The organism is Virgibacillus sp. 7505 (assembly GCF_002272135.1).
Lineage (GTDB): Bacteria > Bacillota > Bacilli > Bacillales > Amphibacillaceae > Terribacillus.
In genome coordinates, this window is sequence record NZ_NPBF01000004.1 from 16,783 (window position 1) to 32,254 (window position 15,472).

A 15,472-nucleotide genomic window follows, 5' to 3' on the forward strand; every position below is an offset into this window, starting at 1 on the left:
TGGACTGTACAAATGCGGGAATTGTTATAAAATAGTAATACTGAATTGTATCTAATAATCTTAAAAACTAGATTAGTCTGTCAGAAATGGGGGATGCATGATGACTGCTCTGCAAGCAGTAACTGCATTTGCGCATGAACGCGATTTACGTAAAAGTTTTAATAAACTAGCCAGAAAAACTTTCGGCTTTGATTTTGAATTATTATATAAAAGCGGCTTGTGGAACGAACGGTATCATACCCATGCCTTCGCTGATGACAAACAAATTGTGGCGAATGTTTCTGTAAGCGCGCTCACAGTACATATCAACCAGCAGAAGACAAAGGCGGTTCAGATCGGAACCGTCATGACTGACCCAAGCTACCAGAACCAAGGACTGGCTACCCAGCTGCTGCAGCGTGTTATGCAGCAATACGAAACGGACACTGATCTCATCTATCTGTTTTCCCGTCCAGGAGTGGAAAACTTCTACGAAAAACTCGGTTTCACTGCTGTGCAGGAAAAATTGTTTTCCATTCCGGTATCTTCTGAGCCGCGTACGGTGCCGGATTATCGGAAGCTGAAGCCAGCTGTCAACCCACAGGACATGGTTGTGCTGCTTGATCGCTATGGCAAACGTCATCCGCAGTCCACCATTCTCGATGTATCAGACGGTCAGCATCTTCTTGGCTTCCACACATTATATGATCCGGAAATAGAGATTATTGAGCTATTGGAGCCTGCAGCCCTGCTGCTTTATAAAAAGATTGGGCAGACAATCCATCTGTATGAAGTGATCAGTCAAACACGGCTTGTCTGGCGGCAGATTGCAGATTACGTCTCCCAGCCAGGGATAACCGAGGTCATCTTTCATTTCACACCGACTTTTCCGGACTTGGAGCCTCTCTCTCACACGCACACGGAACGAGATTCACTCTTTGTAAACAAACCGGAGCTGCTGCCCGCAGATTTCCAGTTTCCCGAATTGTCCCACGCATAATATAATGGGAAGAAAGCTGTAATAGAAAGGAACGAAAGCAATGCTAGATTTAGAAATGCTGAAAGACAAGGTCGAATTTTTCGAAGCACATGACTTGTCAACATTAGAAAAGAAGATCAATGAACAGATTCAGCACAACAAAGCAATTCTGCTTGAGCTGCACCATGTAGCGCATAACATGCATGTAGATGAGAATGGCAGACGGTTTTTTAGTGCTGTTGCTCATTTTAAATCAAAGTGAAGAAACCACATTAAAACTTCACACTAAAATACCGTCCATTCCGGACGGTATTTTTTATATTCCTAGAAGATAATACCCGTAACAATCGCTACCGCAATTACAGCAAATGCTGTTCCGGTTGCCCAGAGAATGGTGAATCGCTGGAATTCCCCGAAATCCACCTTCGACATTCCGACGAGCAAGTATGTAGCCGGAACGAGCGGGCTGAGTAAATGGACAGGCTGTCCAAGCAAGGATGCACGTGCAATTTCCGCTGCAGAGAAGCCATAGTTAGCTGCTGCTTCTGCCAGGATCGGAACAACACCAAAGTAATAGGCATCATTAGACATAAAGAATGTGAATGGAATACTTGTGACTGCAACGATGATACTGAAAGCAGGCCCCCATGAATCAGGAATGATGGAAATAAGGCTGGAAGCCATAGCATCTACCATTTCAGTTCCTGATAGGATACCCGTGAAAATACCAGCTGCGAATACAAGCGATACAACGGCAAGTACGTTGCCAGCGTGATCAGCAATACGCTCTTTTTGCTGCTTCAGGTTCGGATAGTTGATTGTGATAGCAGCGGCAAATGCAAGCATGAACAGCACCGGCAGCGGCATGATACCTTTGATCAAACCGAACATCAAAAGTGCAGTCAATGCAAAGTTGACCCACAATAGCTTCGGACGCTTCAATGATGCATCGACTGTGGCAGCCTGCTGCTGCAGGATGCGCTGCTCTGCATCATCGAATGTAACAACACCAAGACGTTTCTTTTCGCGGCGTCCCATGATGAAGGCAGTGAAGAAAATCCAGATTGCTCCGCCAATCATAGTAGGGATTAGCGGAACGAATACATCGCCAACATCAACATTAAGGGCTGCAGCAGCACGCGCTGTCGGTCCGCCCCACGGCACCATGTTTGTCAAGCTTACACACATGACGGCGATGGCAGGCAATATGAGCGGATTCATTTTCAGGCGCTGGTACAGCGGGAAGAACGCAGATACAGTAATCATATAGCTTGTCGTTCCATCTCCATCCAAGGACACGACAAGTGCAAGAGCAGCCGTACCCATAACGATCTTCGTCGGATCTCCTTTAACCGCTTTCAAAATACGGCCGACGACTGGATCGAATAAACCTGCATCAATCATGATCCCGAAATATAGAATCGCGAATAATAGCATGATTCCAGTGGGTGCCAAATCTGTGATACCCTGCAGTGACATTTCCCCTAAGTCACCTGCATGCCCGGTCAGAACTGCAAATATAGCCGGGATGATCATCAGCGCAATGAGCGCAGATAGCTTTTTCGTCATAATCAAATACATGAATAGAAAGACCATCAAGAATCCCATTATTGCTAACATGCTAAATCCCCCTCATCGTCTCCTGAAACAATTCCCCCAAATCCTAAGCAGCGTTGAATAATATATTACAACTATTGTATGCGCTTCCAAATATATTTTCAACAGTTTTGTTACTTTTTTAAGTAAGAAAAGTAGGCAGAGAAGCTGAAATGGCTCTGCGACAGCTTTTCTTACTTAAAATCGGGTAGAATACCCTATGTTTACATCATTATAAACGCAAGTCACCCTATATACTGTATAACACTTATACATATAATGAGTTATACTACATCATCTTGCCGGATTTCCAATTTTAATAAACCTATTGCATGCTGCACTCTATAACTTTTAGCTGCTTCTATTAAAATATATGCTCTATCCAAATAGAATGCCGGCCAAATACACCACGATGGTAACAGTAATGCTGCTCAAAATTGTCGTCACCAGAACAGTCTGCGCCGCTAAATCCGGATTGTTATTATACTCCAGTGCGAATATCGAACTGTTCCGGGAAGTCGGGAATGAGCTGGCAATGAACAGTGACTGCGCGACAGTTCCATCCAGACCAAGCAGGAAAATGATACCCAAGGCTGCTGCAGGTCCGATCAGCAGGCGAGCTATCGTACTCATATAAAGCACAACATGCGGACGCTTCAGCTGAATCTGTGCTACCTGGGCTCCAAGCGTGATCAAGGCGACAGCGAGGAAGGCATCAGCGATTGACGTAATCGGATTCCATAGAATTATTGGAATGTCCACGTGGAATGATGCGCATAAAACTCCAAGTATGATAGCATAAATCATTGGCAGCCGGAAAAGTTCCTTCAATATAGCATTTCCTTGGCTTTTGACACTCACCATATTGTAAAGCCCATATGTAAAGGTGAGCAGATTCTGGTACACCATGACAATCAGCTGGATGGATACCCCTAGCGGATTTGACTGGAAAACGAGCTGGCTGACTGGAATACCGTAGTTCCCCGAGTTCATGAGCACCACGCTGTTCTTATAGGTGGCAGCCACTCCTCTTTCAAGCTTGAACAGCCTGCTCGTGATCTCCGTAAAACCAACGGAAAACACTGTGAACAGCAGCAGGAATAAAATGATTTGACCGAACACAGAAAGCGGCATACTGCTTTGATACATATTGATAAAACCATTCACAGGAAGGAAGCAATACGTCAGCAGCTTGGACAAGGTCCCAAGCTGTAATGAAAATTTTCGCTGCAGGATGACACCAACAGCCAGCAAAATCAATAAAGGCGCAATTACTTCCAGGAAAATCAATGATAATACAGCCATGTGCTCCCTCCTTTTGTAAGCGTATACAGGCTCATTATACTGCTAACATTTTCAAAACTCTATAGGAAGCAATCAAAAAAACAGCCACCTTGTTGGTGGCTGTCACGTCTATGCACGCTTTCGAAGCTTATTGATGCCAAAGAATATGACACCTGCTGCCACTAGGGCAACCCCGCCCAGCAGCCAATTGAATACATTCGTACTTGTATTCGGTAATGGCTGCCCTTCTGCATCATCCGTATCTGATTTTGCAGAAGCAGCTGTCTGTCCACTATCCTTCTCATCAGTTGCTGGATCTGTCGTTGTAGTTTCCGTTTCTTCTTCTACTGTTTCTGTCTCCTGCTTTGGTTCCTCATTTACCGGTGCAGTTGTCTCTTCTGCTGGTTCTTCCTTCTCCGGCTCATTCGGTTCTGTTACAGGCCGTTCAGGCTCTTCTTCCGGCAAAGGTTCTGGCTGTATTTCAGGCTTCTCTCCAAGTGCGTAGGCAGCAATTGTTCCTGACACTTCATGGGCCGCTAATAGCAGTGTCTGGCCAGTCGGACTTTCTTCTGCCGGAATGTATGTCAGCCCTTCCGGTGCCACATCGCCGCTTGCACTATCCACAGCTGCTTCACCTCCTTGGAAGTTCCGGCTGGAGAAATACGTCGAGAACGCCGGGCTGGCTGGATTTGTCACGTCATAAGCCATGATACCGCCTGTCCGCTCCAGACCGATGAATGCATATGTTTTGCCATCTACGTCTCCAGTAATGACTGTTTCTGGTTCCGGTCCTTTGTCGTCACTGCGGTTATCAAGCTTGTCTTCGTCGTTTGTCGTATTGAAATACTCTGGATTTGCTTCAGCTGTGATTTTCTCAAAATCAGCACCGCTATCATATACTTGCTGCAGCGAATCTGCATCCCAGATCGAGAAGCTGCGCCCGCCGAATCCGTAAACTGCTTCATATTTACCCTCTGCATTTTTCGGTGCCACAAAACTTGTGTTCAAACGTCCAAGCTTATCATCTTCAAACAGCCCATCCTGCACTAGCTGATCAAGCTGCTCCTGTGTGTATCCTTGATATAAATCCGCATTCAATGCATAAGCATCCTCTGCTGCCAGATCCGCTACCCGTACTTCCTCTGAAAAGCCTTCCCAGTCCTGGGCATCACCTTCATTGGCAGTAATGAGATACGTCTTGCCGCCTGATTGGAAAGCTGTCATCCCATCCGGCATATACATACTGAGCACCGGCCAATTGCCGATTTGGATACCCTCATCTTTATTAGATGGATCAAGTTCCACGCCCTCTTTGGAGAAATCCTTGTATCCTAAACTCTTCACCGTTGTGAAGCTGTTCGACTGTAAGTCAAGCTTTGCGATGGCATTGCTTTCCTGAATAGCAACATAAGCATAACGGTTGTCCTTGTCTACAGTTATGTATTCCGGCTCCAGGTTTTCAGCATACGTTGCGTTTTCCGGATCTGGATTCACTTTACGGACATCCGAATCGACGATGTCATCCGTAAAATTGGCTGATACCGCTGTAAGGTTGTCCAACCCACTTCCTACATCAATAATGCTGACCGAGCCCTCTGGATTGACTGTGTAATCATCGGATGGCTCCCCCTCATTGGCAACAAGCACCTTTGTGCCATCGTGCGTGAAAGTAACCATATCGGGCAAAGCTCCGACCTCGACGCTAGCAAGCTTGTTCCCGTCTGTATCTAGCAAGACGACATGACCTGGATCGGTCTTCACCTCACTAGGTACCGACACCGCTATATAATCACCTTCCGGATGGATAGCTACGCTAGTCACATCAGAAGCACTTACCCCAAACGATTCCAGAGATACCCGTTTCAGAAGCGGAATCTCTCCTTTCCCATCCTTCAATCCATTCAAATCGAGAATATCCAGAGCTCTAGCAGCACCATTCACTGAAAAGGCACGTTTTGAATTAGCATCGTACGCTACAATCTCAGTACCGCCTTCACCAATACCGCTGCCGCTGTTATAGCGGCCAATCTGTTCTACTTCAAGTGCTTGCGCTTGACCTCTGTTATATGCCTTCAGCTCTTCTGCATGCCCGACAGCAGGCAATGCTAAACTAGCCGCCGCCAGCGACATAGCCGTCCACTTCTTCCAACTCTTCACTTTCGCCACCCCAACTCTATCATTAGAATATTATGATAGTCATGATAGCTTAGTGGCGTGAAGTTCCTGTTAAAAGTGTATGAAGTTCTTGTAATGTTGCAGGACAAAAAAGAAGACTGCCATTACATGGCAGCCTAAAGGTTTCATTCACCGTATCCCTCAATGTCCCCAACGCTTTAAAGATACTATAGATTGATGGTAAATCATCGCCTGCGCATTATCTAGTAAACAGAAAATACATGGACAATAGACAAGCATAGAACAATCCAGATACCAGAATGGCATTCCACAAACCAACAAAAAAGTCGTTTTCTTTCAGGATCATTGGTCCATCCTTTCTTCAGCAACAGCAGGGTTTTCTTATATCTTATCGGTTTGTATCTGGCTCTTCTTTAGATGTTTACCAATATTCGTATGAAGTGGTTGTAAATCCACCGGTAGCGAACTGTTCCAAAGTGAAGCACATCATCAGCTCTTTTGTACCTCTATTAATTTACCTGTCACAGCAACTCGCTGTTTACCTGAGAGCGTACATGTGACTAACGTAATCTCTGGTTCATCTGTATTTTCCAGTATCGCGATATTATTAGGCTCAACAATCTTTACACTGTCTACTTCGTAGATATAGGTCGCATCCTTATCCTGAAGTTTAATTTCTGCTCCTGCTTTCACCTCAGGCAACTGTCTGAAGAAACGATCGCCACGGTATCCGCGATGGCCAGCTATCGAGAAATTGTCCTTAGCAGGATTCTGATCCGTCTTAATTTGCGTCAGTGCTGCAGCTAAATTCTCATCAGTTGTCTCATTAAGCACATATTGCTCTAATTCGATTGATGGAATTTCGAGCTTCATCATATTCGCTAATTCATCCTCCGACCACTTTTGACCTTGCTCTCCCCCTGCTTGCGGTACGTCTCCTGCCTCAATACTGGCGAATGCTTTTTCTAATTCACTTACTTCTTTCGCGTGCATTCTTTCTATAGAGAGGGGAGTGGCAACTAGCGCCACTCCTAGCAAAAGAAACACAACACCTGCTATCAGCTTCCCTTTTTTCATCCTACTGCCTCTTTCTTACTGTCTGTGTTCGGAATGCGTTCCAAATGAACAACCCTCCAACACCGAACGATATGATACCAGCCATCAGTATCAATGATAGGAGCTGCTCGCCAGTCTGCGGCAAACTTGCTGGCAGTCCATTTTGGTTATTAGCAGTTGGCTTTGCACCTTTTCCGTCACCTGCTGCAGGAACAGTAGTGTTTCCTGGAGCAGGATCTTTATCGGATTCATTTGGTGTATCACCATTTGCTGGCTGCTCAGGCGTGTTAGGCTCTTCTGGTTCCTCAGGATTCTCTGGTGTTTGTTCGCGTGTATTTGTCACCGTAACAACTACTGCTTCCGCTTGCGCTTTTTCAACTGTAAATACAATCGGCTTATCGTCTAACTGATATCCAGCCGGAGCCTTTGTTTCAACGAATTGATAGTTTCCTGGCTTCAGATCGTTAATAGTGATTTGACCAGCTTCGTCAGTAACTAGGTCTTCTTGGATTGTTTCTCCTTTGTCATTTACTAGTTTGAAAACAGCGCCTTTTAGTTTCTCAGTACTATCATCTGCATCGACTTTCTCCAATACAGCTGTTCCTGGTGTCAATTCGTTTACTGCTGTGACAACTGCTGCTTCTTTTTGACCTTTTTCTACAGTCACTTCGATAGGTGTAGTATCCAGCTCATACCCGACAGGTGCCTTCGTTTCAACGAATGTGTAAGAACCTGGTGCAAGATCTTCGACTATGATGCGTCCTTCGCTGTCTGTGTGCAAATGGTCTTTCACTACATTACCCTTTTCATCCAACAAAAGGAATTCCGCATCAGCAAGATGAGTTTCCGGATTGTCCTTATCTACTTTGACAAGCGACACAATGCCTGGCTGAAGCGTATTTTCCGCTGCTACGGCCAGTGGTGCTTGCTGCCCTTTTTCGATTGTGAAGTTTATCGGTGTTTCATCCAGCACATAATTTTCCGGTGCACTCGTTTCGATTAGCTGGTAATCTCCCGGCTTCAGATTTGTTATTGTCAGAAGACCATCGATATTCGTTGTCAGACCTTCCTGCAGTGTTTCTCCATTGCTATCCTGCAAACGGAATACAGCTCCCGCTAATCTGATGTTGTTATCCTTGCTGTCCACTTTCTCCAGGTGAACTGCTCCTGTTGAAAGTTGATTGTTCAGCTGAATCACAGCAGTTTCTTGCTGGCTGCGTTCAATTGTTACCTGTTTCGGTGTCGGATCCAAGTCATAGCCGAATGGCGCTTCTGTTTCCTTGATAATATAATCACCAGGAACTAGATCACTAAATTGCAGCTTTCCTTCTTTATCCGTCTTACCGGAAGCTATTTTTTCTCCAGCAGCTGTCAATAAGTCGAATGAAGCTCCCTCTAACTCGACTGTTTCATCCTCACTGTCAACTTTATAAATTTCCAATGATCCTTTTTTCAGATCGTTCTCTGCTGTAACTGTTACTTTTTCTGTCTGGCTTCTTTCAATTGTGAACGGAATTGGCGTGCTATCTGTCAGGAAGTCAGTCGGTGCTTCAGTCTCAACAAATTGATAGCTTCCCGGTGCCAGACCGTCGATTGTTATCTTACCAGCTTCATCTGTCGTCAAATTCTTTTCGATGACATTGCCATCCTGATCTTGCAGGTCAAATACAGCTCCCGCAAGTTTTTCGCTATTGTCATGCGCGTTGACTTTCGTCAATTCCACTCCGCCAGGGATGAGTGTATTCTTTGCTGTAATGAGTAACGGCTCTTTCTGGCTCTTCGCAATCTCGAAGTCTATCGGTTTGTCATCTAGCACATAATCTGCTGGTGCTTTGGTTTCAATGAACTGGTATGCACCAGGTTTGAGATTTTCCACTACTATTCTGCCGTTTTCATCTGTCTTCAGTTTCTCTGCCACAACGTTGCCTTTGTTGTCCACCAGCTTGAATTCCGCATCGGACAGTGTAATAGATTCATCCACGCTGTCTTTCTTTTCTAACACAACACTTCCAGGAATCATCTCGTTTTCTGCGTATACTACAGCAGCTTCCTTCTGACTCCGTGTAACTTCCACATCAATTGGTGTTGCATCCAGCACGTAATTTTCCGGTGCTTTCGTTTCAATGAATTGATACTTACCTGGTGCAAGATCTGTAACAATGATACGTCCATCTTGATCAGTGACCAAGTTTTCCTGGACAGTTGCCCCAGTATCATCAACTAGCTTGTATGCTGCTCCAGAGAGCGGCACATTTTCATTATCTTTATCCACTTTGATCAAAGATACAGCACCAGGTGTCAGTGTATTTTCCACTTCCACTGTCGGGATGACTTGCTGTCCTTTTTCAATTGTGAAAATGATTGGTGTATCGTCCAACTTATAATCTGTCGGTGCTTGGGTTTCGATCAGCTGATAATCACCCGGTTTTAAATCTGTGATGGATAGTTCGCCATTTTCATTGGTTGTCAGTCCTTCTTTAATCGTCTTGCCTGTTTCATCCTGCAATTCGAATACCGCTCCGGCAAGGCCTATCGCATTCTCTTTGCTGTCGACTTTCTTCATTAAAACAGAACCTGTTGTCAATTCGTCCACTTGCTGCACTGCAAGCAGCTTTTCTTGGCTTCGATCTACTGTTACAGGGATTGGATCCGCATTCAAGTCATAACCAAATGGCGCTTTTGTTTCGACAATCTCATAATCGCCAGGAAGCAGATCTTTGAATTGAACTTTTCCTGTCTCATCCGTTTTGCCTGTTGCAATGACGTCTCCAGCTTTTGTCCGAAGCTCGTATTCTGCGCCTTCCAGACCTTTTTCCAAATTGTCTTCGCCGACTTTAGTAATCTCGACAGCGCCTCTTTTCAACTCGTTGACAGCTGTTACAGATACTGCTTTCTCTTGGCTGCGCGCAATTTCGAATGTGATTGGTGTTGCATCCAAAACAAAGTGCTCTGGCGCTTTCACTTCCACAAATTGATATTTTCCTGGCGCTAGACCAGCTACAGCAATTTTGCCGTTTTCATCAGTCACTAGATTTTCTTTCACAACATTGCCTGCTGCATCCTTCAGAGCATATTCTGCACCAGCTAATGTTTCGCCTGTATTGTGTTTATTGACCTTCGTCAGTTCGACCTCGCCTGGCTTCAGCGTGTTCGTCTGTTGAATCACGAGCGCTTCTTTCTGGCTCTTTTCAACAGTGAATTTTATTGGTTCTGCATCCAGCTCATAATCTTTTGGTGCATCGATTTCAATGAACTGGTACTCGCCTGGCTTCAGATTGTCGACTGTGATACGTCCATCTTTGTCCGTTACCAATCTTTCATCCACAACATCGCCCTTGCTGTTCACCAGCTTGAAGGAAGCACCTTCCAGCGTGATGCTGTGATCGGCACTATCAATCTTCTCCAGTACCACACTTCCTGGAATAAGCGTATTCGCAGCAGTGACAACAGCAGCTTCTTGCTGTCCTTTTGCCACTTTCACTTCAATTGGTGTTTCGTCCAGCTGGTAATGTTCCGGTGCTTTTGTCTCCACGAAATAATAAGTTCCTGGAGCAAGATCTTCAACAACAATTCTTCCTTCTTCGTTCGTGACAAGATTATCTTTCACAACCTCGCCACTCGCATCTTGCAGTTTGTACTCTGCGCCTGCCAGACGTAGATTTTGATCATCTTCATCTACCTTGACCAAAGAAACTGCTCCTGGAGTAAGTGTATTCTCCGCTCTGACCTGGGCAGCTTCCGCTTGACTGCGCTCGATCGTAAATGGAAGTTTTTCTCCATTCAACTCATAATTCACCGGTGCTTTCGTTTCTTGGAAATAATAGCTGCCTGGCTGCAAATCGGAAACAGTCAGCTTTCCTTCTGCATCAGTCTTTAATCCTTCATGGATGAGCTCTCCATTTTCTGTATAAAGCGAGAACTCTGCGTCAGCTAGAAGAGAATTATCTCTACCATCCACTTTTGTCAAAATGACTTCTCCTGGCAAAAGCTTGTTGCTCATTTCACGCTCTACCTGGATCGTTGCTTCATTGCTTTTCTCGATTGTGAAGGCTATTGGCGTCTGATCAAGTTGATAATCCTTTGGTGCTAATGTTTCGACCAACTGATAGTCACCAGGTGCAAGCTGATCGACAACGAGTACACCAGCTTCATTTGTTGTCAAACCTTCTCTCAGCGTCTTGCCGTCCGCTGTTTGCAGTTCGAAAACGGCTCCTGCAAGCAATGTCTCCTTCTGGTCCCTATCAACCTTTGTCAGTTGAATAGCGCCAGTGAATAGCTTATTTTGAATTTTACCAAGATCAATTTCAGCCTGTTTAGCTGGATTAATTTCAAACTCATGCACTGCTGTGTCCAGCTGGTAGAATTCCGGTGCTTTCGTTTCCACGATTGCATATTTGCCTGGTCGCAAATCCTTTACTTCCACCAATCCATTTTCATCGCTTGTAAGGTTATCTTTGACGACTTTGCCTTCGGCATCTTTCAAAGTGAAGACTGCACCCTGCAATGGGTTGCCTGCTTCATCGACCTTCTGCAGTTTCACACTGCCCCTTTTGACTGCATTGTCTTTTGTGACAGTCGTCACAGTTGTCTGGTCGGATTTGATTTCAAAGTAAACAGGATCTTTATTTAATTCGTATAGTTCCGGTGCCTCTGTCTCCATAAAACGGTAATTGCCAGCATCTAAATCTGTCACGGAAATTGTTCCATCTTCATCTGTTGTCAAGTTATCCTGGATTTGTTTCCATTCCCCATCCACTTGCTGCTCCAATGCGAAAACTGCTCCTTGAAGTTTCTCTCTCGTTTCACTATCGTATTTCGTCAGTTTCACATCTCGTGTGATTTCTTTGTTTTGAATAGTCGTTTTTGTGTCGCCATCCACAGTAACTTTTTTTGTATCTTGGATGCCGACTACGTAACCATCTGGCGCTTTATCTTCTTTCAGAAGATAATCGTCATACAACAGGTTCTTGAATAACGCTTTGCCGTCTTCACCTGTTGTCACGGTTCGGATTGCAATCTTTCCTTCACTGTCGTACAACGTGAATGTTGCACCAGCTAATGCCTCGCCTGTCGCTGCATCCACTTTGGTCACTTCCAAGCTGCCATATTCCCCAGAACCAGTTCCACTGCCCCCGCTTTTGCGGACAATGATTGTCTTACCTGATTCGACTGTTTCTGTCGTGATATTTTCACCCGAGAAGGTTGCTTTATTGCTGACAGACTCGCCATTCGCGGCATTGATATACGATTGGTATTCCAGGATATAAGCACGATCAATATCATCCAGGAACGATAACTCAAACGTCTGGCTGCCATCATCAGCCGTAATGATATCGAGCTTATAAGCCTCCTTCGATACTTCCTCTCCTTTTGAAAGACCTCCATTTTGTGCGACATTCGTTTCATATAGCTTGAAGCTGTCTTCTAAAAGGATCTGGTTAGCTTGCTGTTCATCTGTCACTTTCGCTTTCGATACATGGGATTGACCTTTATTGATGTCAATCTTCCAATTGATCACATTGCCGTTCTGAGAACCATCTTTTACGTTATAGCTGCCGCCATTCGCAACGGAAACCTGCGCATTCAAATTGATTGGTTCTTTGCCATCACTCGTCAGGGTAGCGGTGTTATCGTAACGATTGACAATCAGCTCCCCAGCAAGGCTGGTTTTGTATTCGATCCAATATGCTTTACTGTTATCTTTAAGAATGTGCAACTTGAAACCAGGTTCATTCTTATCATTCTTAACAGTTTCCACATTATAATCTGTGCCTTCTTGCAGCTCTGCACCTTTTCTGACACCGTTATTGCCGCCAGTCAGCTCTACTTCATACACCTTCAACGAGCCATCAACTAAGTTTTGCTTGCCTTGGATGTAATCTGTCACAACAATATTATCCAAGTCCTTCAAGTCATAGTTGACTCCGACATTCCATGTGATTCCCTTTGAAACAGCATTATAAGAACCGTTCTTGAATCCGTTGTTTACTGTGTAGTTATCCGGATTGAATCCTGCTGCTGCCTCTTTGGTCTGGTCTTTGCCTGATTCATCTTTCCAATCAAGCTGGACATGGTTTCGGAATTGTTTTTGCTCTCCAAGCTGGTCGTAATTAAATGCAGTAGTATAGGTAATACGATACGGCGTCTTGATCTCGTTTTTGAATTTGATCGTAAATCCGTCTGCTGATACGACAAGTTCATAATCGTTTTCGGATACTGTTTCACCAGTAGCACGGTCTACTATCTTAAACGTATCCTCTTTCATCGTCAGTCCCTTGTTCGGGTACGTGTCTGTTATAAAAACATCTGTCATCTTATGGGAATCTTTATTGAAATCAATGGTCCAGTTATTCGTTTTATCCCTATAGTTAACATTGGAGTAGCCCTTAGAAAGTACTTGCTGACTGACTCCTTGACCCGTTTCACTAGTGTTTTCTCCGACTACCACACTATTGTTGATGCGGCCGTCATCCATAACTCGGCCATCAGCTTTTGTCTGATATGTTATTTTGTAAGCGTTCTGAATATCTTCTTTAAATTGGAGCTGGAATCCGCGCTTTCCATCCGCAGCAGGCTGTTCGTCTACTTGATAGTTCGTATACAGTTCGGCCCCTGTTTCCTGTCCATTTTCACCAATCGTGATTTTTTCGACATTCAATGAGTCACGAATCAGTACGTGGCTAGCATCGAATAAGTCTTGCAATACAGCGTCTTGCTGCTGGATGTTTTTTTCATTGTAGTTGTATTGAATTTCCCATGTGATTGTTTGCTTTTCGGCATCATAAGCAATACTGCGTTTCGCAAGCGGTTTACCCCGGCTCACACTGACAGAAGCCTTTGCAGACAATTCCTCGATGTTCGAACCTGCTAGGAATGCTGTATTCTCATATCTCGTACCTTCAGCGTCCGTAATATCTGTCTTGAACTCCACACGGTAAGCATCTTTAAGCTGACCGAAATTGATCTGGAAAGGTTCCTCTTGGACCGTATAGGCGGAAGGACTTACCTCTTCCCCTTGCTTCACACTGCCATCCAGCTGAACATCCAGCTTATACACCTTGATAGAATCAGGCTGCAGCTGTTGATTGGCTTGAAGCGGGTCTTTCAGTACAGCATCTTCGATAGTCTTCAGTTGTTTGTTAAAATCAACTGTCCAAGTAATTTCTTTTGCGTTATAGCCGCGATCTGTCTTCCCGGATTTATCAATTGCACTTCCAGGTCTCGGCTGGAATGTAACTGGAATTACCGCTACATCTTCTTCTTTGATCGTAAAAATGATTTCCTGTTCGATACTTCCTTCAATTCTTTCATGGAACTCTGTCCAGAAATGCAATGTACCTTTTACATTGGATAGCTTAGTAATATTGTCATTGAAGGTCATGACAACCGTACCATCCATGCTCATCTTATATGTTCCGACACTTTCATTACCAAATTGAAGCTGGCCATCTACATCGTTATAAAGCTTAAAGTAGGCTGGCAAAGAGAAAGTAAAAGTCGATCCAGCTCCGTATGGATGGCCATTTTGCAAGGCCCAATCCATATCAATGGTAACTTCATCCCCTAAAGCCGGCTGATTATCCGGGTTTTCATCAGCATGTATGATGTTTCCGTCTTTGTCCTTTAATACGATGTTTGAGATGATATTCTCTTCTATTTCACCTGTAAGGCGATCTTGGGCTGCAATTTCATTGTTTGCCTGTTTTACTTCAGCGTTTTCTTCAGCCTGCTCTTGATCTGTGTCCTCAGTCTCTTCTTTCACTGGCTCATCTGTTTCCTCTGTCTTGTCAGCTGCAGCTTCTTCCGCTGCTTTCTCTTCTTCCACAGGCTGCTCCTCTTCCTTCACTGGTTCAGCTGGAAGCTCATCTCCTTGTGGTTCCTCTGAAGGCTCTTCCTCCGGCAGCGGTTCTTTCTCAGCTGCTGGATTCAAAAATAGCGGAATTACCTGTTCTTTGTTTTCTACGTAGAATGTTAAGTTCGTCTCTTGTTCCTCGCTGGCTTGAAGGGTCTGAACAACCTGTGCTGTTACCTCCAGCTCCCCACTTGCAGGCTCTTGATCTTCATTCGTAAATTGGAAAGATAATACCCCATCTTTCAGTTCATAAATTCCGACTTCGGCTTCTTCTGCATTAAGCAGAGTTGTTGATTCAATTGATGTAAAGTCAAGTTGGTCTGGTAGTGTAATCTTGTATGTATGATCTGATGTGTGCTGGTTTTTGTTCCAATTCACTTTCAGTTTCAGCTGTGCGTCTCTGTCTAGACGATTATCTGAACTGATAGTGTTGTCTTCTCCATCTGTTACTTCGATTACCGCCTCAAAAGCTTCCGGATCATTTCCTTCTGCAAACACTTGTGCGGTTCCAAGTGAACTGGACAAAACAGTTTGCATAAGCAGGATGGCAATAAGCATCATTACAGGAATCTTTCTTATCACTCTCTCGT

At 44.6% G+C, this 15,472-nt stretch carries 7 protein-coding genes; 2 read left to right on the top strand and 5 right to left on the bottom strand.

What is annotated here, in order from left to right:
* Positions 1 to 100 precede the first annotated feature (100 nt).
* Together CHH91_RS00125 and CHH91_RS00130 are read left to right on the top strand one after the other, a co-directional pair.
* Complete coding sequence (locus CHH91_RS00125) at positions 101 to 979, top strand: GNAT family N-acetyltransferase (RefSeq protein WP_176465602.1); 879 nt, start codon at positions 101 to 103, stop codon at positions 977 to 979.
* Positions 980 to 1,019: 40 nt separating this feature from the next.
* Positions 1,020 to 1,220 carry a DUF2536 family protein gene (locus tag CHH91_RS00130; RefSeq protein ID WP_095220873.1) on the top strand — a complete coding sequence of 67 codons (201 nt, stop codon included), beginning with the start codon at positions 1,020 to 1,022 and terminating at the stop codon, positions 1,218 to 1,220.
* Between the two features lie 62 nt (positions 1,221 to 1,282).
* On the opposite strand, the gene CHH91_RS00135 is transcribed toward CHH91_RS00130, so the two are convergent.
* The 5 genes from CHH91_RS00135 to CHH91_RS00155 form a co-directional block, all read right to left on the bottom strand.
* Complete coding sequence (locus CHH91_RS00135) at positions 1,283 to 2,578, bottom strand: CitMHS family transporter (RefSeq protein ID WP_095220874.1); 1,296 nt, start codon at positions 2,576 to 2,578, stop codon at positions 1,283 to 1,285.
* A 354-nt stretch (positions 2,579 to 2,932) separates the two neighbouring features.
* Positions 2,933 to 3,859 carry an AEC family transporter gene (locus CHH91_RS00140; protein WP_095220875.1) on the bottom strand — a complete coding sequence of 309 codons (927 nt, stop codon included), beginning with the start codon at positions 3,857 to 3,859 and terminating at the stop codon, positions 2,933 to 2,935.
* A gap of 108 nt (positions 3,860 to 3,967) precedes the next feature.
* A complete protein-coding gene (locus CHH91_RS00145) occupies positions 3,968 to 5,995 on the bottom strand; it encodes a choice-of-anchor I family protein (protein ID WP_176465603.1) in 2,028 nt (675 codons plus the stop codon).
* A 468-nt stretch (positions 5,996 to 6,463) separates the two neighbouring features.
* Positions 6,464 to 7,051: a class D sortase gene (locus CHH91_RS00150; RefSeq protein ID WP_095220876.1), complete on the bottom strand. Its 588-nt coding sequence runs from the start codon at positions 7,049 to 7,051 to the stop codon at positions 6,464 to 6,466.
* A gap of 1 nt (position 7,052) precedes the next feature.
* The gene (locus tag CHH91_RS00155; protein WP_095220877.1) at positions 7,053 to 15,464 is read right to left on the bottom strand and encodes a SpaA isopeptide-forming pilin-related protein; all 8,412 of its coding nucleotides are present in this window, start codon (positions 15,462 to 15,464) and stop codon (positions 7,053 to 7,055) included.
* Positions 15,465 to 15,472 lie beyond the last annotated feature (8 nt).

Bases quoted from the DNA above. Each gene is read 5' to 3' on its own strand.
- CHH91_RS00135 (WP_095220874.1), bottom strand. From the start codon at position 2,578: ATGTTAGCAATAATGGGATTCTTGATGGTCTTTCTATTCATGTATTTG.
- CHH91_RS00125 (WP_176465602.1), top strand. From the start codon at position 101: ATGACTGCTCTGCAAGCAGTAACTGCATTTGCGCATGAACGCGATTTA.
- CHH91_RS00130 (WP_095220873.1), top strand. From the start codon at position 1,020: ATGCTAGATTTAGAAATGCTGAAAGACAAGGTCGAATTTTTCGAAGCA.
- CHH91_RS00140 (WP_095220875.1), bottom strand. From the start codon at position 3,859: ATGGCTGTATTATCATTGATTTTCCTGGAAGTAATTGCGCCTTTATTG.
- CHH91_RS00150 (WP_095220876.1), bottom strand. From the start codon at position 7,051: ATGAAAAAAGGGAAGCTGATAGCAGGTGTTGTGTTTCTTTTGCTAGGA.